Source organism: Syntrophobacterales bacterium, assembly GCA_019429105.1.
Taxonomy (GTDB): domain Bacteria; phylum Desulfobacterota; class Syntrophia; order Syntrophales; family UBA5619; genus DYTH01.
Genome location: JAHYJE010000031.1, coordinates 17,773 through 37,182, shown reverse-complemented (window position 1 = coordinate 37,182; position 19,410 = coordinate 17,773). Strand labels below are relative to the sequence as shown.

General features: G+C 51.1%; 15 protein-coding genes and 1 pseudogene. 10 read left to right on the top strand and 6 right to left on the bottom strand.

Features of this window, described 5'->3' with window-relative positions:
* Positions 1-459 precede the first annotated feature (459 nt).
* Both K0B01_11050 and K0B01_11045 read right to left on the bottom strand, forming a co-directional pair.
* On the bottom strand, positions 460-1,017 hold the full coding sequence (locus K0B01_11050) for a hypothetical protein (GenBank protein MBW6486672.1): 558 nt from the start codon (positions 1,015-1,017) through the stop codon (positions 460-462).
* Complete coding sequence (locus tag K0B01_11045) at positions 1,014-1,811, bottom strand: nucleotidyl transferase AbiEii/AbiGii toxin family protein (protein ID MBW6486671.1); 798 nt, start codon at positions 1,809-1,811, stop codon at positions 1,014-1,016. Before K0B01_11045 ends, K0B01_11050 begins: the two co-directional genes overlap by 4 nt.
* 202 nt (positions 1,812-2,013) lie before the next feature.
* Between K0B01_11045 and K0B01_11040 the strand changes: the two genes are divergently transcribed.
* Both K0B01_11040 and K0B01_11035 read left to right on the top strand, forming a co-directional pair.
* The gene (locus K0B01_11040; GenBank protein MBW6486670.1) at positions 2,014-3,135 is read left to right on the top strand and encodes a carboxypeptidase regulatory-like domain-containing protein; all 1,122 of its coding nucleotides are present in this window, start codon (positions 2,014-2,016) and stop codon (positions 3,133-3,135) included.
* 119 nt (positions 3,136-3,254) lie between these two features.
* Entirely contained in the window at positions 3,255-3,392 is a 138-nt protein-coding gene (locus tag K0B01_11035; GenBank protein ID MBW6486669.1) for a hypothetical protein, read from the top strand.
* A gap of 123 nt (positions 3,393-3,515) precedes the next feature.
* Here K0B01_11035 and K0B01_11030 read toward each other — a convergent pair whose 3' ends face one another.
* The gene (locus tag K0B01_11030) at positions 3,516-4,184 is read right to left on the bottom strand and encodes a class I SAM-dependent methyltransferase (protein ID MBW6486668.1); all 669 of its coding nucleotides are present in this window, start codon (positions 4,182-4,184) and stop codon (positions 3,516-3,518) included.
* A 260-nt stretch (positions 4,185-4,444) separates the two neighbouring features.
* On the opposite strand from K0B01_11030, the gene K0B01_11025 reads away from it, so the two are divergent.
* From K0B01_11025 to K0B01_11015, 3 genes are all read left to right on the top strand, one after another.
* Positions 4,445-6,535, top strand: a complete 2,091-nt coding sequence (locus K0B01_11025; GenBank protein ID MBW6486667.1) for a ribonucleoside triphosphate reductase — start codon at positions 4,445-4,447, stop codon at positions 6,533-6,535.
* On the top strand, positions 6,523-7,227 hold the full coding sequence (locus K0B01_11020; protein ID MBW6486666.1) for an anaerobic ribonucleoside-triphosphate reductase activating protein: 705 nt from the start codon (positions 6,523-6,525) through the stop codon (positions 7,225-7,227). The genes K0B01_11025 and K0B01_11020 overlap by 13 nt, the downstream gene beginning before the upstream one ends.
* Before the next feature lie 73 nt (positions 7,228-7,300).
* Positions 7,301-8,971 (top strand): GAF domain-containing protein, encoded by a 1,671-nt coding sequence (locus K0B01_11015; protein ID MBW6486665.1) that lies wholly within the window; start codon positions 7,301-7,303, stop codon positions 8,969-8,971.
* Between the two features lie 692 nt (positions 8,972-9,663).
* On the opposite strand, the pseudogene K0B01_11010 reads toward K0B01_11015, so the two are convergent.
* Positions 9,664-10,404 (bottom strand): annotated as a pseudogene (locus K0B01_11010) (M48 family metalloprotease).
* 258 nt (positions 10,405-10,662) lie between these two features.
* On the opposite strand from K0B01_11010, the gene K0B01_11005 reads away from it, so the two are divergent.
* The 5 genes from K0B01_11005 to K0B01_10985 all read left to right on the top strand — a co-directional run bounded on the left by K0B01_11005 (position 10,663) and on the right by K0B01_10985 (position 15,362).
* A complete protein-coding gene (locus tag K0B01_11005) occupies positions 10,663-11,073 on the top strand; it encodes a VanZ family protein (protein MBW6486664.1) in 411 nt (136 codons plus the stop codon).
* Positions 11,070-11,744: a (d)CMP kinase gene (cmk, locus tag K0B01_11000; GenBank protein MBW6486663.1), complete on the top strand. Its 675-nt coding sequence runs from the start codon at positions 11,070-11,072 to the stop codon at positions 11,742-11,744. Before K0B01_11005 ends, cmk begins: the two co-directional genes overlap by 4 nt.
* A gap of 124 nt (positions 11,745-11,868) precedes the next feature.
* The gene (locus K0B01_10995) at positions 11,869-13,656 is read left to right on the top strand and encodes a 30S ribosomal protein S1 (GenBank protein MBW6486662.1); all 1,788 of its coding nucleotides are present in this window, start codon (positions 11,869-11,871) and stop codon (positions 13,654-13,656) included.
* A gap of 55 nt (positions 13,657-13,711) precedes the next feature.
* Positions 13,712-14,566, top strand: a complete 855-nt coding sequence (gene sppA / locus K0B01_10990; protein ID MBW6486661.1) for a signal peptide peptidase SppA — start codon at positions 13,712-13,714, stop codon at positions 14,564-14,566.
* A gap of 16 nt (positions 14,567-14,582) precedes the next feature.
* The gene (locus K0B01_10985; GenBank protein ID MBW6486660.1) at positions 14,583-15,362 is read left to right on the top strand and encodes an enoyl-CoA hydratase/isomerase family protein; all 780 of its coding nucleotides are present in this window, start codon (positions 14,583-14,585) and stop codon (positions 15,360-15,362) included.
* A gap of 6 nt (positions 15,363-15,368) precedes the next feature.
* On the opposite strand, the gene K0B01_10980 is transcribed toward K0B01_10985, so the two are convergent.
* Together K0B01_10980 and K0B01_10975 are read right to left on the bottom strand one after the other, a co-directional pair.
* On the bottom strand, positions 15,369-15,497 hold the full coding sequence (locus K0B01_10980; GenBank protein MBW6486659.1) for a hypothetical protein: 129 nt from the start codon (positions 15,495-15,497) through the stop codon (positions 15,369-15,371).
* A gap of 234 nt (positions 15,498-15,731) precedes the next feature.
* Positions 15,732-19,403: an AAA family ATPase gene (locus K0B01_10975; protein ID MBW6486658.1), complete on the bottom strand. Its 3,672-nt coding sequence runs from the start codon at positions 19,401-19,403 to the stop codon at positions 15,732-15,734.
* Positions 19,404-19,410 lie beyond the last annotated feature (7 nt).

Here is a 19,410-nt window from a genome sequence, read left to right as displayed (position 1 = left end):
AAGCGGGAAAACGAAGTTTAATGTTCATAATCTGGTTCTAACTGCTTGAAAAACCGTATTCCCGATAGAAGCATTGTGTACATTAAGCTCCGCTTTCGGGAATGACAAATAGTTTTGCAATTGGCTCGTATGCTTATTGATTTACAATTGGTTATTTTACGGGAATCGCTGCGGACGCAACGGAGCGCGTTCCTCCAACTTTACGCAGATTTAGCTTGCCTTGCAGGTTGCACTTGTCAGTGTCGGAAAGTACAGGAGACAGCCGTCAGCGATTGATCTCGTTCCATCTTTCCCGTGCGCGGTCGGTTATTGTGGCGCCGGGGGCCCTTTGCAGGACTCCCGGGGTTCACTCAATGCTGAAAATGGGCGCCTTATGATCGCTTACCAAAATTCTATGCCGGAGCTCCGACATAGGTTAACTATCTATCTTAATGAACTGACGACAGTGCTCCCCGTTTTTCACGACAACTTTCCAACAATCTCCCGCACTCTCACAGGAAACGACTGCGCCATTTCTTGCAGACGCCCCGTATCAACTCCCTCCAACTCCAGTTCATCTTCAAACGGCGCCGCCTTGCGATAATAGATGCAATCAAGCAGCGCCTTTTCCGGCATGGCAAGGTTAAATCCATCCCGCGCTTCAAAACCGAAATAGAGACGATCGGAGATGTGGGAGTACTCAATGGAGACTCCGCGCCAGTGGAGATTACGGGCAATGCCGACAGCCGTGCTGAGCGTGACAACCGTACAAACCGTGGGAACCTGAATGATCACCCCGTGCTTGTGCAAAGCCCACTCGGCGCTGATATAGGAAGGGGCGCGTACGAAACAGGCCGTTTCTTCCAGCGACGGTTCAGCTTTCAGACGGCTGTTGACATACACGCCACGGGTCACCCGGGTGATATAGCCGCGCTCCAGGGCACGGGTGAGAAAAACATTGGCGTTGCCGGTAAACTTTAGCAGATCGGCAGAGCGAAAGAGGACAGGAAGAGCCTGGAGAATATCAATGGTACTCATGGCGGGATCACCACGCCCGTTTCCCGCAGATCGCGGAAAAGCCCCTTCACTGCATCCAGAAACGGGCGATAGCCATCGTTGCGGCAGGCCGTCATGACCTCCGGCGACAGAAACCGCCCCAGATCATTCTCAATTGCATCCCGCAGATCGCTGTCGGCGCTCTGAAACCATCTGGGCGTCCGCTTCAGTATAAACGGAGCCGCATAGCAGGAGAACTTTCGCTCCACCACATCTCGGACAACCGGAACATGCAGTCGCTCCCGCAGATGCCAGACGTCGTAGATGTCCCCTCCCTTAAGATAGGAGCGTTCCAGCAAAGCCCGAACCTTATCGGAAAGAATCTCTTCAAGGGTTTCGACCACCATCACCGAATTAGGGCGGGGAATGCGAAACTCTCCGCTGGCGATCATGTAGGATACCGCAGGCTGCATTCCCAGTACCCGGGGTTCAGACTCCGGAGTCACCCCTTCCTGCAGTCGCTCGCATTCAATCCTTACCATAATCCTGTCCCGGGAGTTTAGCGGTTCAAAAGCCACCCGCCAGGCCACCTCTTCATCCCGTTGGGCACGAGGGGCGAGCGTAAGACGGCCCAGCCCGAAATGGGCAATGGACTCACGGGCAACCGGAGCCTCTATGGCCTGCATCATTCTTTCGAGCGTGGGCCTCGCGAGATGCGTAACAAAATCGATGTCCTCTGAAAACCGGCCTCCGTTGTGACACCAGCGGATGGCCGTACCTCCCTGGAAGACAAGGCGAGAGCTTTCAGGTCGTGTGTACAGATGCTGGAGAAGAATGAGCTGGGAAGGAAAACGGGGTCAGAGACATATTTTATCCCTGTGGCATCACAACAAATCTGTCTCTGAAACTGATTTCACTTTACATGATAAGCGCTATCTTCGGGCATAGCGGAACTTCAAGCCGAGTGGAGAGATATCCCCAAAAGATAGAATAACTTGTTGAGATTTCTGCAATAGACAATAGATAAAGGGGGAGGAAATGAGATCTATCAGTGGCGTCGCGTTCAAGAATGTAAAAATGTTGCTTGAGATTATTATGATTCTTTTTTACCTCAATGTTACAAGTAGTTACGCACAAACAGCAATGGTTAGCATTTCAGGTAAGATTACCAGCGAATCAGATGGCGGCCCTGTTGCTGGTGTATGGATTGCTGCCGAAAATTATTCAACCGGGGCTTACGGCGGTGGGGGAAGCGCTAAATCCGGTGCTGACGGTTCCTATACCATATCAGGGCTGTCTTCGGGCGATTACCGCCTCGAAGCAAACACCGGCGGGACGGATTATGCGCTTAAATATTTCAACAACGCCCTGTCATTTTCCGCTGCGTCAAAGGTTAATGTGATTCTTTCACAAACTGCCAATGTGGATTTTCAACTTTCATCGCTGCCGGCTTTCAGGGGAGATATCAACGGCGACGGGAAGATTGATCTTGCCGATGCAATTTTGGCAATCGGAATTCCTGCCGGAGTCATATCCGAGGCAATTGTCTATAAATCTGGTGACGTGAATGGTAATGGGAAAATAGGTACTGAGGAAGCCGTTTATGATCTGCAAGGCATTTCACAAGTGCGAGAAATGCCGCTTCATGTCCCGCTGAAGATTGACGGTATTCTTGCCTCGGGAGAATGGGATGATGCGAAAACAGCAGAAATAACGGTGGAAGAAGGCTGGGTTGTAAAGGTGTTCTACAAAAACGATGCCGATAGCCTGTATGTCGCCTTCACCAATCTGAAACCACAGTCGGGCGAACTCTACCCGGAAATCCTCCTGGACGTGAACAACGATAAAAGTGCATCATGGAAGTCGGATGACCGGTGGTTTCATACTTCCTACAACAATTGTGAAATGCGGGGAGGATTCAACATATGGAGTACCTGTAAGCGAGCCAAAGTGGGATGGTCGGGGAACATCTTTCCCCTTACTGCTCCCGGCACTGTGGAAGTACGAATCGAATATGAAAAACTCGGGCTTGTTCCCGGAGAGGCAAGAGATATCGGGGTTGCTTTTGATGTCACCGATACACGAACAAAATGGAAGTTCTGGCCGTCTTCCGCTTCGACGTCCAATCCATCCACATGGGGAACATGGCACATTGAGTAATCCAACCAGGTGCGGCAGGCGGTGTGTTTTTGTCGTGAAGTTATAATTATTTGGCATACTTCATTTATTGCAGGCCTCCCTGGAGAGACGCTCCGGGGAAACCGAAGCGTTTGCCCCGGATGAAGCTGGTTTATCACCTGCTTTCGGAAGATCTGATTGAAAATCTGGGGGTTGTCAAAAATTGCGCCGACAGCGGCTTTGTGGAAGATGAGCCTGCCGGTGGATCGCAGCCGCCACCGGGATTGATGGGGAATTGATCCGCAAAACGGTGCGAGACTTTATCGAAAAGGGTTATCTTTACGCGATGTTTTCCGAAGATTCCTGCATTTGGCGCTGGGCACACAACAACCAAAACAGATTCGAGCCGCAAGAGGCGACAATCAGCGATTGATTTCGTTCCATCTTTCCCGCGCGCGGTCGGTTATCGTGGCGCCGGAGGCCCTTTGCAGGACTCCCAGGGTTCCCGCCCCCGGCAGCTCTGCAAAAAGGCCGGAGTCGAGGGCCAGGTTGTAAATGCAGCGGGGCGCCTGGCCCCCCTTTGTCCGATCGGCAAAGATGTCGTGGATTGCCAGAATGCCATCCGGCAGGAGGCGGGAAATCCAGGAGTTGTAGTCGGCACAGGCCGCCTCGAAGGTGTGTCCCCCGTCGATAAATAGCAGACTGACCGGGGTGCTCCAGAGGCGGGCGGCGACGGAGGATTTCGAAACGATCGGAACCACGGTATCTGTTAGGGAAAGCTCGCGCAGGACATTCTGAAATACTGAAAAGGTATCAATTTTCCCGGTCCTTTCGTTGAACAGTTCCGGGTCGAAATATTCCTGCCCCGGCTGCTGTTCCTCGGAGCCTTCGTGATGGTCGATGGAAAAGAGAATGCCCCCCGACTCTTTGCACCCCATGCCGAGATAAGCTGTGGATTTTCCGCAATAACTCCCAATTTCCAGGCAGGGGCCGCGCCGGGAGGCTGTTTGCGCAAGTTCATACAAACGCAGGCCTTCCTCCTGCGCCAGAAAACCTTTCAAGGTTAATTTCTGAAGCTTTTCAAGTCCCATTTACGGATAAGTTCCTTTCTTTTTCCAATCTGCCGTAACCATACAATGCTCCCCAAAGAAAGGCAAGTCATTGAGATTTCGCTGGAAGCGCGATTGCCCTTATCAAGGAGCCATAAATTTCTTGAAATTTTAATAATGCAGGAGAAAAATTTTGCTTGACTTATCTATATATGGTGATATTAAGGCCACCAATGTACAACATGTTGCGTTTTACTTAACAACGAACTTTTGCTATTCATTCAACAATTAAGGGGGCCTCAATGACGACACAGATCAAAAAGCGGGACGGAAGACTGGTAAAATTTGATGCGGAAAAGATCACCAATGCGATCGCCAAGGCGGGTGCGGTGACCGGAGAATTTGATCACAAGGCGGCAAAAAAGTTGATGATTCGCGTCCTGAATCTGGTGGAAAAGGTCTTTGACGGCAATGCCGCAACGGTCGAAGATATTCAGGACATCGTGGAGGAGGTGCTGCTCGCTTCTTCCTACAAAAAAACCGCCAAGGCATACATCATCTATCGCGATCAGCACGCCCGCCTCCGGGATATAACAAACCGGATGCAGACGGACCTGGTCGATAAATACCTGAACAGAACCGACTGGAAGATAAACGAAAACAGCAATATGGATTATTCGCTGCAGGGACTCAACAACTACATCTCTTCCGAGATCAGCAAGACTTACTGGTTAAATGAAATATACCCGCCGGAGGTGCGCCGGGCCCATTCGGAGGGAGATTTTCATATCCATGACCTGAGTCTGCTTTCCGTTTACTGTGTCGGTTGGGATTTGTACGATCTGCTGGTGGAGGGATTCCGGGGGGTTTCCGGCAAGGTGGAAAGCAAGCCGGCAAAGCATCTGCGCAGCGCGCTGGGGCAGGTGGTGAATTTTTTCTATACATTGCAGGGGGAAGCGGCCGGCGCCCAGGCATTTTCCAATTTCGATACGCTTCTGGCCCCGTTTATCCGCTACGACAAGCTCAGCTATAAGGAGGTGGAGCAGGCGCTGCAGGAGTTCATTTTCAATATCAACGTTCCGACCCGGGTTGGTTTTCAGACCCCCTTTACCAATGTGACGCTCGATGTGCAGGTGCCCGGCTATTATGCCGAGAAAAGCGTCATTGTCGGCGGAGAACTCCAGAAGGAGACGTACGGAGAGTTTCAGGAGGAGATGGACCTCTTCAACAAGGCGTTTTTGCAGGTTATGGCCAACGGCGACGCCAAGGGACGGGTTTTTACCTTTCCTATTCCGACCTACAACATAACGAAGGGTTTTAACTGGGGAGACCCGAAATTTAACGGACTTTGGGAAATGACTGCCAAGTACGGCGTCCCCTATTTTTCCAATTTCATCAATTCGGACATGAATCCGGAGGATTCCCGCAGTATGTGCTGCCGGCTGCGGATAGACAACCGCGAGCTGCAAAAGCGCGGCGGCGGGCTTTTCGGTTCCAATCCCCTGACCGGCTCCGTCGGGGTGGTCACGATCAACATGCCGAGAATAGGCTATCTTGCCGATACGGAGGAGTCGTTTCTGGTAAGACTGGGCGGCCTGATGGACGTTGCCCGGGAAAGCCTGGAAATAAAGCGCAAGGTGCTGGAAAGCTTTACCGAAAGCAACCTTTATCCCTACACGAAGTACTATCTGCGCAGCGTCAAGCAGCGTTTCAACCAGTACTGGAAAAATCACTTTTCTACGATTGGTCTGCTGGGGATGAACGAGGCGTGCCTTAACCTCCTGGGAAAGGACCTTACAACCCCGGAAGGACAGAGCTTTGCAAAAAAAGTTATGGATTTCATGCGTGATCGGCTCGTAAAATTTCAGGAGGAGACCGGGAACAACTACAATCTGGAATCGACCCCCGCCGAGGGAACTTCTTACCGTTTGGCGCGAATCGACAAGGAGAAATACCCGGAGATCATCTGCGCCGATGAAGAAAATATAACTGCCCGCAAGGCCGAGCCTTTCTATACTAATTCCACTCAACTGCCGGTAAACTATACCGACGATGTCTTCGAGGCCCTTGACCTGCAGGACGAAATCCAGTGCAAGTACACCGGCGGCACCGTGTTTCACACCTTTGCCGGGGAGCGTATTTCCGATTACCGGGCGGTAAGGGAGCTGGTTAAAAAGATCTGCACGAATTATCATCTGCCGTATGTTACCTTTACCCCGACGTTCAGCGTCTGTCCGGAGCATGGATACCTCACGGGCGAGCAGGAGGCCTGTCCGACCTGCGGAGAAGAATGTGAGATATACTCCCGCGTTGTCGGGTATCTGCGCCCGGTCAAGCAGTGGAACAAGGGTAAAAAAGAGGAGTATGCTCTGCGAAAGGAATACGCGTTCTGACAATAATAATCGGGGGCCTGCAAAAATTTTCACTGATAGATTACCCTGGGCGAATCTGCGCGATCATTTTCACCCAGGGTTGCAATTTTTGTTGTCCTTACTGCCACAACCCAGAGCTTGTAGATCCGCAAAGATATGGTCCCGTTCTTCCCGCGGCGGAAGTTTTATCTTTTCTGGAAAAGAGGAGAGGTAAGCTGGATGCGGTATCGGTAACCGGGGGCGAGCCGACGCTGCAGCCGGACCTTGAAAATTTCCTGCAAAAGGTAAAGGAACTCGGGTATCTTGTAAAACTGGACACCAACGGTTCTAACCCGGAGGCAATCGAAAAGCTGATAAAAAGGCGGCTTGTCGATTTCTGGGCGATGGATATAAAAGGGCCGTTCGATAAATATCGGCAAATTGCCGGCGTTGAAATTGACCCCGGCGATATTCGGAGAAGCATTTCTCTGATTATCGCTGCCGGGACCGAACATGAATTCAGAACCACGGTTGTCCGTTCGCTGCTGGATCGTGATGACCTGGTCCGGGTCGTAAATTCGATAAAAGGGGCAAGATGCTACGTATTACAGGGGTTTGTTCCCTCTAAAACACTGAACAGCGATTTTCTTACCGAAAAAACCTATTTGTCCGAAGAATTCTCCGCTTTTAAAAAAGAGTTTGAATCTGAAGAGCTGCGTGTTATTATCCGCTGAACCAAGCTTTGCTTTTCTGTGTCAGGCGCTGATCTTCCGTACTAAGACGATAATAGGCAGGGGCGATTTTTCCATGGCAACAATTGGGGACCGGGACAATCAACCGACGCGGAGAGACCTTTCTGCCGATGCCTCTTCTGTGCAGTCTTGCGAAGTCCTTGATGATCTTACAAAAGATAATATAAAGCTTTTACATAGATTTACAAAAATCGGGACAGCCCTTTCCGGCGAGCGAAACATCGAACGTCTGCTGGAAATGATTTTGGAAGAGGCGAAGGAACTTGCGAATGCGGACGGCGGCACCCTCTACATCATGTCGGACGACAAGACGGAACTACAATTTGCCATTGTCCAGACGAGCAGTCTGAAAATAAAAATGGGGGGAAAAGGGGAAAAAATAACATGGAAGCCTATACCGCTTCGTGATGCGGATGGTTCCCCCAATCACCGCCATGTCTGCGCTCATGTTGCGTTGACGAAAGAAACAGTAAATATTGATGATGTTTATCAAAAGGAGGGGTTTGATTTTCAGGGAACAAGAAATTTTGATCGCTCCACCGGCTACCGCTCCCGGTCGATGCTGGTTGTGCCGATGAAGAATCACGAAGATGAAGTAATCGGCGTTTTGCAGTTGTTGAATGCGAGGGAGGGCGGCAGCGTCAGCTCCTTCTCGCCAATGAGCCTTGAAATAACAGAATCATTTGCCTCCCAGGCAGCCATCGCCCTTTCCAACAAACGTTTGATCAAAGAACTCCAGGATCTGCTGGAATCTTTTATCCGCGCCATCGCCGTGGCGATAGACGAAAAATCTCCTTACACCGGCGGGCATGTTCGTCGGGTCGCGGAGTTGACGATGCAGATTGCCGGAAAAATCAACGCAGCGAAAGAGGGGCATTTCGCAGAAATTGAGCTTTCCGAGGACGAGCTTAAAGAACTGCAAACCGCGGCCTGGCTCCATGATGTAGGAAAGATTACAACCCCGGAGTATATTGTCGATAAGGAAACAAAACTACAGACTATTTTTGACCGGATTGAAATTGTTAAGCTGCGGATTGAATTGTACAAAACAAAGTTCAACCTTCATAAATTGGAGACATTGATAGGAGAGTCGGAAAACAAAGCGCTCTTGAATTCGGGCTATTATCCCGAACGAGACGAAAGGGAGAAAAAGCTGCGGGACGAATTCAACTTTCTGATGAAGACCAACAAAGGCGGCGAGTTCATGTCTGATGAAATGATTGCCCGCCTCCGGCAGATCGGGATGACAACATTTCCCATGGATGGAAAGGCCCAATCACTGCTTTCTCCGGAAGAGGTTGAAAATCTTTCCATACGCAGGGGCACATTGACCTCAAAGGAACGGGAAATTATCCAGAATCACGCCGCGATGACGAACAATATCCTTCGACAACTGCCCTTCCCCGAGAAAATGAAGCGTGTGCCTCATTATGCATCATCCCATCACGAAACGCTCAACGGCATAGGTTATCCGAGGGGGCTTACCGCGGAGGAGCTTCCCCTGCAGGCAAGAATCATCGCCCTGGCGGATATTTTCGAGGCGCTTACAGCTTCGGACAGACCCTACAAGAAGGGTAACACCCTTTCCGAAACGATGGACATCATGGAAAAGATGGCAAAAGAGCTGCATATAGACCCGGATATTTTTGAGCTGTTTAAAAAAGAAGGGTTGCACGAAGAATACGCGCTTCGTGCGTTAGCGGCGAAAAAAGACCTCGTCGGCTGATTTAATGATATTGGCGGTTGTTTGCTGTGCGCCGGGCTTTTAAGTGAGTCTATTTCTTTTCGGATTTCTGCAGCTTTTTCTTCATTGGCGGGCAGTTCCTTCAGGGCTGCCTGGAAGTGAAAAAGGGCGCTTTCCTTCTTTTCTTTCATCCTGAAATGGCGGCCGAAATAATAATGGGACAGGCCTTTTTCGTTGGCCTTTCCGTACGCGACTGCAAGGTCATAGCAGACATCAGGATCAGCAGGGCGCTTTTTCTCCAGCTCTTTTAAAAGAGCGATTGCCTCGGCAACATTGCCGGTTGCCAGAAGGGCTTTTCCTAAATATAGATTAGCCGTGGCGTCGTCAGGGCCGACAACTATTGCCCGGCGCAGATAGAGAGCCGCTTCGGGAAACTTTCCCAACTTGAACAGGGAGATTCCAAAGTCGCGGAGGATATCGGGATCTTTGCCGTTCAAGGCAAGCGCCCTTTGAAAATGTTCAACTGCTTCATTTGCCATCCCGATTTTTCCCTCTGTAACGGCAAGACCGTACAGTGCGTCAAGATTATTCTTGTCAGACGCTATTTCCCCCTTGAAGAATTTCAGGTTGGCAGACGAGTCCTCTCCCTGCAGTCGCAGAATGGTCTGGATTCTTTTTAGACCGCCGATAATCTGTTCCGCTCCGGCCTTTTTGTATGTTGTCTGGAGCAGGGCGTCGATATAGCCGATTCTCTCTTCAGTTCCGGGATGGGTAAAAAAATATGACGGAATCGTGCTTGAGTAATATTCGTATCTTCGCATGACCCTGAGGAAATCGAGCATATACTTGCCGTTATAGCCTGCGGCATCAAGATAGGAAAGCCCGCTGCGATCGGCAGCTTCTTCGTGTTCCCGGCTGTACTGCAGCGATAGGGACGTTGCGGCGGCAACTGAAAAACTGGTTACCGCGGCGGTGAGATCGCCGCCGCCCCCGAGAAAAGCGCCGGCGATTATCGCCGCGAGGGTTGAGATGTTAATTTTCTTCGAGCGATCAACCATTGCGGCGATATGCCTGCCGTTAACATGGGCAATCTCGTGCGCCAGCACCCCGGCCAGCTCGCCTTCATTTTCGGCAAGATTAATTAACCCCTGATTTACATAAATATAACCGCCCGGGGTAGCAAAGGCGTTAATCCCCGCGCTGCGGATTATTGAAAAGCGGTAATCGAAAGGCAGCTTGTCGCTGTGCGACAAGATAAGTTTTCCCAGTTTGTTCAAATAGGCGGCTGGCTTGTCGTCGTGCAGAAGAAGCTCGTTTTTCTCGAGTTTATCGTAAAATTCTTTCCCCAGCTTTTTTTCATCATCGAGCGTGAATGAGGCCAGCGCGCAAGGGGTGTAAAGCAGGACGAGCACAGGGATAAGAAACAAGAAAAAGGTTTTCGGCAGTTCTCTGATCTTTTTTGCACTCATTTTCATACCATTCACCGTTTTTATTATTAGGGAAGCCGTTATTACCCCTTTTTGCGGCTAACAATCAATCTCAACTTTAACTTGAAAGCAGGCTTGAAAGTTTCCTCCGCGATATGCTATAGGCTCAATCCCTTTGCTTTTTGCAAATATTGTGAGTTTTACACGGCTTCCAGTCGCCTGGGATAACGGAAAGTCTTTGTGTTGGAGGGCAAAAGCGAAAGCCTGCAACAGGGGATAAGAGATATTGGGGTAAATGGAGGCATTGTGGCAATCATGATTTCCGGCATTCAGAATCGTTTTCTAAAATGGATTTATCTTGGCGGTCCTGTTGTTGTTTATGCCTCCCTTATTTTTTTCCTTTCCTCTCTTTCGCGTTTTCCCGACGAGACCCCCTCTTTTTTCGGTTTTGACAAAATAGTCCATTTTATCGAGTATTTTATTCTGGGGGCTCTTTTGTATCGCTGGTTTGCAAACGTCGAAGGTCTTCCGGGGAAAAGGCGCGCGTTGATAGCAACGATCTTTGTCGGCATCATCTACGCGTTTACCGATGAATGGCATCAATCATTTGTTCCAGGTCGGGACTCCTCATTGTTCGACGTTTTATTTGACTCCCTGGGAGTTGCTGTGGCGTCATTTTCGTTTCCCTTTTTATTACCGAGAGTTAAAAAATTATGAGAAAAAAACCTGTCGTTACGATTGATGGTCCTGCCGGTGCGGGAAAGAGTACGATCAGCAAGCTTATCGCGGCGCGATTCTCGTTTTTCTATCTCGATACCGGAGCGCTTTACCGGGCGTTGGCGTATCTTGTGGATGAGCGCCCGGGAGAAAAGACGGAAGAAAGCGCGGCGGAGATATCCAGGGACGCCCTGATAGAAGTAGGAAATGAGGCGGGGGTTTTCCGCATTTCGGCAAATGGCCGGGATGTTTCGACGTTGATCCGCACAGAGAAGATCGGTCTGCTCGCCTCGAAAATCTCCGCAATTCCCGCCGTCAGAAAAAACCTGCTTGACATTCAGAGAAGGATAGGCGCCGGAGGAGGAGTTGTCGCGGAAGGACGGGATATGGGCACGGTTGTTTTTCCCGAGGCCGAGGTCAAATTCTATCTAGAGGCATCCGTGCAGGAACGGGCCAGAAGAAGGCACCGGGAGCTTATCGCCAAGGGCGAGCTGGTAAATCCTCAGAGCGTTGAAGAGGATATTAAGCGTCGCGACCGTCAGGACAGTGAGCGGACGATTTCTCCGCTCGTCATTCCTGTTGATGCCGTTGTTATTGATACCACAGACAAAGCGATTGACGAAATTGTCGAAATTATGGCTCTTGCAATAGAACGACACCTCAATTTTTGAAAATCAGAGCGAGAACAAAAATGGCCGGATGGTTTTTTATTTGAAATTCCTTGATAATTTAAAATTCGTATGATATCTGGCCAAACGGTTCTAAAATTATAAATCTTCAGGGGGTATTGGGTTAATGGTTGACGACGGTAACGAAATCTTGAAACAGCAGGCAGACGATGTAACCGGGGAAAAAGAAGTTGTGGAGAATGTAGATGATTTTTCCGGGGAAAAAGAAGAGAGCATGGATTTTAAGGAGCTTTACGAGCAAAGCCTTCAATCCGTACAGTTGGGCAATGTTTTGATCGGCAAAATTGTGCAGATCAACACCGACACCGTCATGGTGGATGTGGGGTGGAAAACGGAAGGGTATATTCCCGCTCGGGAGATAAGCGACGAAAATGGCAATGTTGTCTTTAACATCGGGGACGAGATCGAGGTTCTTGTCGATCGCCGTGATCAGGACGGCAACCTTGTTCTGTCCCGCGATAAAGCTGCCAAAATCAAGGTCTGGGATGATGTCAAGATTGCCTGTGAGCAAAACGCCCCGATGAAAGGCATTGTCCTCGAAAGGGTGAAAGGAGGCCTTTCTGTTGATATCGGGATTCCCGCATTCCTGCCTGGTTCGCAGGTTGATGTTCGCCCGGTCCGGGATCTCGACCGCTATGTCGGTCAGACATTAGAGTTTAATATTTTAAAGTACGATCGCAAGCGCAACAATGTCGTTCTTTCCCGGCGGTCGATCCTGGAAAAAGACCGGGAGGCGGAGAAGGTTGAAACCCTCCTGAATATCGAAGAGGGCAAGATTGTCGAAGGCGTGATCAAAAACATAACCGACTATGGTCTTTTCATCGACCTGGGCGGAATAGACGGTCTGCTGCATGTAACCGACATTTCCTGGGGCAGGATAACCCGTCCCGCCGACCACTTTTCCAAGGGGGAAAGGATCAGGGTAAAGATTCTCTCCTTTGACCGGGAGAAGGAGCGCGTGGCGCTGGGCCTCAAGCAGTTGACTGAGAATCCATGGGAAACGATAAAGGAAAAATATCCGGTAAGCGCTGTTGTTGAGGGAAGAGTGGTAAACATTACCGATTACGGCGTTTTTGTTGAGCTCGAGCCAGGCGTTGAGGGGTTGATCCACGTGTCGGAGATGTTCTGGACAAGGGAGGTAAAGCACCCCTCCAAGGTACTGGCGATAGGGCAGGTAATAAATGTGATGGTTCTTAACATCAACACCGACACCAAGCGCATTTCCCTTGGTTTGAAGCAGATAACCGCGAACCCCTGGGAAGCCCTCAAAGAGAAATATCCCGAGGGAAGCATCGTCACCGGGGTGGTAAGAAATATTACCAATTTCGGAATTTTTGTCGGTGTGGAAGAGGGGGTTGACGGACTTATTCACCTGTCCGATATCTCCTGGAAGCAGCGGGTAAAGCAACCTGCCGAGATTTACAAGAAGGGTCAGACGATTGAGGCGATGGTGCTCAACATCGATGTCGGGCATGAGAAATTTTCTCTGGGACTGAAGCAGATTGAAAAGAATCCCTGGGAAGAGTTGAGCGAGAGGTATCTGCCGGGCTCGATCGTAAACGGCAAGGTCACCAATATTACGGAATTTGGCGTCTTTGTTGAGATCGAGGAGGGGATGGAGGGGCTTGTCCACATCTCTGAACTCAGTTCCAAAAGGGTAAAATCTTCTTCCGAGCTGTTCTCCGTCGGCGATGTAGTTTCCGCCGTTGTCAAAAATGTCGATCCGAAAAGCAGAAAAATCCGTCTGAGCATAAAGGACCTGGAAACAGGGGCAAGTTCGACAAAGGGCTCTGAGGGTAAACAGGCCAATCAATATATAAACAATCAGGAGAATATCGGCTCGAGTCTCAGTCAGGCGCTTGCCGATATAAAGATCGTTGATACAGATAATTAGCTCTCGAAAAGCCCTTTGATATATGAGAAAGCACCCGGTTATATTGGGAGTGGTTTTGCTGGCGTGTATCGGACTCGCCTCGGTCGTCCTCGTTTATGGATTGGGGATTTTTGCCGCTGGCCGGCATTCATTTTCCTTAAAGGGTCAGGTAGGGGTCGTGCCGATTGAGGGGATTATCAGCGATTCCGAGGCGATCGTTGAACAACTGCAGCAATTTGCCGACGATCAAAGGGTTCGCGCCGTCGTCCTGAGGATTAATTCTCCCGGCGGGGGGGTAGCCCCGTCTCAGGAGATCTATCAGGCGGTGCTCGAACTCAAAAAAAAGAAGAAGGTTGTAGTGTCAATGGGAGCGGTTGCGGCCTCTGGCGGATACCTGATCGCCGTGGCCGCGGATCGCATTCTCGCCAATCCGGGGACAATAACGGGAAGTATTTCCGCGGTCATGCATTACGCGAACGTGGAGGAGTTGATGAAGAAGATCGGGGTCAGCTCCCATGTGATAAAAAGCGGAAAATTCAAGGATATCGGATCGCCGACAAGAAAAATGACGGCGGAAGAGCAGACCCTGATCCAGGGAATTGTTGACGATATTTACGATCAGTTTGTGCAGGTTATTGCCAAAAATCGCAAGATTCCCCTGGAAGAAGTGCGACAAATTGCCGATGGACGTGTTTTTTCCGGAAGACAGGCAAAAGAACGCAGGCTTGTTGACGGCCTTGGCGGCTTTCAGGATGCAGTGATGCTCGCCGGGCGACTCGCCGGCCTGGAAGGAAAACCGGAAATAGTTCATGGTGCGAAAAAGAAGGTGGGCTTCCTGAATTATTTATCCGGGAGCATGACATCAAGTCTGGTTGAAGCTGTCAGCGGGAATAAGGCAGATTCGACAGGAGCTTTATACCTGTTGCAGTAAAGAGACAGAGGCCCTCATGATCTTTAAAACAATTCTTGTAGAAAAAAATGCAGGGTATGCAATCGTCAAGCTGAACAGGCCGGCGGAGTTGAATGCGCTTTCTCAAGAGATGCGTAAGGATTTGGAGGATTGTTTCATCCTCCTTGAGGAAGACAGGGATGTGAATGTTGTTGTTCTCACTGGCGGCGATTATGTTTTTTCAGCGGGAGTGGATCTCAAAGAGCTGTCGGTCATCCCGGATGCGGGAATAAAACAATATTTTAATTCTATTTTCAGGACTCTGAAGAAGATCTACTCCTTTCCCAAGCCGGTCATTGCCGCTGTAGGCGGGGTGGCTCTGGGGGGAGGCTTCAATCTGATTACAGTTTGCGATCTCTCCATTGCCTCGGAAAGTGCGATCTTCGGCCATCCCGAGCTCAAGTTCGGGTTGAATCCCCTTTTTGACCCGCTGCGTCGGCTCGTGGGAATGGCCAAGGCCAAGGAACTTACGATGCTGGGCGAGCCAATCGGCGCCAAGGAGGCGTTGCGGATTGGTTTGGTAAACAGGGTTGTGCCTCCGGAAAAATTGATGGCGGAAACGGCCGCGACGGCCGCGGAACTTGCCAAAAGATCTCCGGAAACTATTACCTATATCAAGAAAATGGCAAGCATAGTTCCCAACTTGGACAAGTACGCCGCTCTGGAACTGGAGTGCGATACGGAGGCGCTGCTCTTTTCCGGTTCCGAAAGGAAAAAGCTAATGAACTGTTTCATGGAATCCCTGAAAAACCGTAAATGCCGAGAAACCTACCCCTGAAAACGTTTATATCGCATCCCACTCGCTGTCCGGCGATGCGAAATCGCGGAGCTGATCCCTTCTTTTTTTATGCTGCAGCTTTTTTAGCGCCTTTGCCTCTATCTGCCTGATGCGCTCACGGGTTACCCCCATCATTTCGCCGACCTCTTCAAGGGTGAACGGTCCGTAATTGCAGGCTACCCAAGTGCAATTATAATGTGTTTCACTCTTCAGATACCAGTCGCAGGTGGATTCCGGGCACACTGCAGCGATTACGCATCCGTTTTTCTTGCATTTATAAATATCTTCCAAGACATCAGCCTCCTTGAGTTAGCGTAACAGGGAAAATAAGGATTCGGTTGTTATTTGTCAATGGTTAAAAATATTAAATTAAATCTTCCGGCAGCCGGGTCCGCTCAGAGAGCTGCGTCCGCCCGTCTCGGGAGTGATTTGTATTTGGGTGGCGAGGCGTTCCTTCAACGCGGAAACGTGGGAGATGACTCCGATGAGCTTGCCCTCCTGATGAAGCCCCGCAAGCGCTTCCAAAGCCATTTCCAGGGCGTCTTCGTCGAGGGCGCCGAATCCTTCATCGAGAAAGAGCGAATCTACCCGGACATTCCGGCTGGCCATTCGGGAGAGGCCAAGGGCCAGGGCCAGGCTGACGATAAAGCTCTCGCCGCCGGAAAGATTCTTTGTGGAGCGGATTTCTCCGGCCTGATAATTGTCGATAACGTTCAGCTCCAGGGGCTGTCGCTCGTCGCGGATGAGAAGATACCGATCCGTCATCTCCCGAAGCTGGCGGTTGGCATGAACGGTCATTATCTCAAAGGTCAGTCCCTGGGCAAAGTTCCGAAATTTCTTCCCGTCTGCCGAACCGATCAGCTCATGCAGTTCCTCCCAGCGGAGGGTTTCCGTCTTCTGAATCTCAATATTCCGCAGACGTTCCCGCTGGCTGTTTTTGTGAATTTCATTATCGGACAACTCTTTAATAATGCCGCCGATCTCCAGTCTTACCTGCTTGAGTTCGTCATCCCCGGCGCGGATTATTTCCGTAAGCGTTTCGGTGGTTTCTTCCGTCATTTTTTTCTTCCGTTCGGCAGCCAGGGAGGAAAGGCGATCCTGAAGGCGGGCGTCAAGCTCCGTTTTTTCCTGGAGCCGGATTTTTTCCTTTTCAGCAATCAACTCCCGTTCCTTTGCCGTCAGACGTGCAAAGAGGCAGTCTGCTTCGTCCGCAAATCCTGCGGCGGTAATCTTGCCCCATAATTGTTCTTCCGCAACGGAGACTTCCGGCGCCCGCCCGGCTGTTTTTTGTCGCAGCGAGGCGATTTTTTCTTTCAGAAAGCTCAGTTCCTTTTCGATCTTGAGCCAGTTTTCACTGGCATTCGCCAGATTCTTCAAGGCCTGCGCCACATCCGCCGCCCGCCGTTTTTCCTCCTCGTCGGCGCTCTTCTCCCCGAATAATTCCCGACGGGACGTCTGCAGCGAGTCAAGGTTATTCCTGAGGCGGTCGCCCTCCGTTCGCTTAACCTCCAGCGCCTGTTTCAGACTCTCATGCAAGGTTTCATTTTTTTCAAGTCCGCCTTGCAGCGCCTCAATCTTCTTTCCCTGGTTGGCCTTTTCCACTTCCTTGGTCTGCCAGTCATCTTTGCGGCGTATCAACTCTTTCAAGATGACAGCGGGGTTGTCCGGGGGAATGCGGAGTATCCCGAACGGCTCGATGTCAGCAAGAAGCGAGGTCCTTATTTTTTCAAGCTCCCGTGCAAACGCGGCGTACTCTTTTGTCAGCCGCTCGTAATCGCTGTCGGCGGCTGCCAGTTGATGACGCGCTTCCTGAAGGGCTTTCTCCTCTCCTTCAAAGATCGTCCGGGTATTTTCCAGAGTGAGGCGGAGCGTCTTTTCCTGCCGCTCCCGCTCTTCTGCCAGGCTGATAATTCTCCCTGTTTCCGAAAGATTTGTTTGGACGTCTCCAAACAATTCGCTAATCATTACATATATTTCAGATGGCAATGCCTCTATTTTAAGTTTCTGCCGGATGTCGCTCCAGAGCCTTTGACCCTCAGCGAGGATTTTACTTTTTTCCGCTATTTCCTTTTCGACTTGCCGGATTTCCACCTCTGCCTTGATCCTGTCGGTCTCTAACTTCCCGAGTAGCTGCGCCGTCGCCTTAACCTCATCCTTCCGTTTTTTGAGCCTCGCCTCCGCTTCGTTCAAAACCGGGAGATTGCCCGTTGCGTAAGGGTGTTCGAGCGCTCCGCACAGCGGGCAGGGTCGGCCGTCCACGAGGCGCTGCCTTTCTTCTTCAAGGTCGCGGATACGGCAAAGAAGCGACACCTCCGTCTCGAGGGCGGCGAGCTCGTTTTCCAAAACGGTTTTCTGCTCACCGCGCAGGGTCGTCTCCGCCAGGATGTCGGCATGTCCAGTGTATAATGTTTCGCTGCTCGCCTGAAGCTGCTTGAGGAGAGTGGCTGTTCGTTCGAGCCCGGTCAGCGTCTCTTTTGCCTGCAGCAGCAGATTGCCGCGTTCCTTGAGGCAATCCATTTCCGCGCGCCATTGGCTAAGGTCGCGTTCCCCCAAGAGCGCCGTGACTTCTTCAGTCAGCTCTTTGAGATCATTCTTGTTTTTCAAAAAAACCTGGCGGGATTTTTCCTGAGCGGTCTCCTTTTTCGCGTACGCGGCGCGGGCTGATTCCTTCCCTGTTACCGCCCGGGAGAGCTCTTTTGCCGCCTTTTCATATTTTGCCTCAGCCTCGTCAACGAGTGCGAAGCCCCGCTCGATGGCGCTGAGATTGGCCAGCAGCGCGGCGTCGGCGCCGTGTTTTGTCTGGTATCCCCGGATCGCTTCCCAAAAGGAATGGGCTTGAGTCAGTTGCTGTTTACCATTTTCCCTGCTGATTTCGCAGTCCTTTACCTTTGCTTCACCCTGGGCGATCTCCCGGTTGATTTCCGCAAGCCGCTTTATCTGCTCTTCTATGCGGACATCGAAGGCGCGGGCTTTTTTGATCAGTTCCCCTTCCGCAAGCTGGCGGATCTGGCTTTCCTGCAGCAGCTTTTCCGCGGCCAGCCTCGCTGCGAGCGCCGCTGCGCCATCCGTCTCCTTTTCCGGCATAATGGCCAGGGCGTCGTGAAGTTCCGTTATCTCCAGCTTCTGCTGTTCCCGTAAGGCCGTTACGCTTCGGTAATCGCCCTCCAGTTCGAGAGCCCGGCGCGCCATCTCCAGGCGGTGGGATTCCTGTGCAAACGACTGCTGGCGTTCATCGAATTCGCTTTTCTTTTTTCCCAGTTCCGCGAGTTCGCTTTCCAAAATCGCCATTCCCTCGATCCAGGTCAACGCCGCCGTTGCTTCTTTCATCTTTCCGGCCAGTTCTACTTCTTTATCCTGCTTGTTTTGCAGAAGATTTTGCAATTCCAGCTCTTCGTCTGCGCCAATTACCCGAAGCCCGTTCAGTTCCGCCTGCAGCAGCTCGATCTTTTTTAGTTCCGCCGCGCGGCGTTCGTGAACCTGCACGGAAATCCGGCTGTAGATTTCGGCGCCGGTAATCTGTTCGAGGATCGGGGAGCGTTCATCAGGTGTGGCATTGAGAAAGGCGGCAAACCCACCCTGGGCAAGGAGCATCGAACGGGTGAAACGGTTGAAATCCATGCCCGTTGCCTTTTCGATGAATTCGCTCACCTGCGTGATTCCGGACTCGATGAGTTGCCCGGAAGCGGCGTCTGAAACCTCGTGTCTGGCCTGCTGTAATTCGCCGTCCGCCTTTTTGCGGGCGCGGTGCTGGCTCCAGTGGCAGCGGTAGCGACCCTTGGCTGTTTCAAAGGCAACCTCTGCGAAGCATTCGCCGGTCTGGCGGGACATGATCTCGTTTCCGCCCTTCGTGATTTTGTCAAGACGGGGCGTTCTTCCGTAAAGGGCAAGACAGAGGGCGTCCATGACGGTAGTCTTGCCGGCGCCGGTCGGTCCGGTAATTGCAAAAATGCCGTCAGCGCGATAGGCCGGATGGGTGAAATCGATCTGCCATTCGCCGGCCAGCGAATTGAGGTTTCTGAAGCGAACGCCGAGGATTCGCATGCATTTT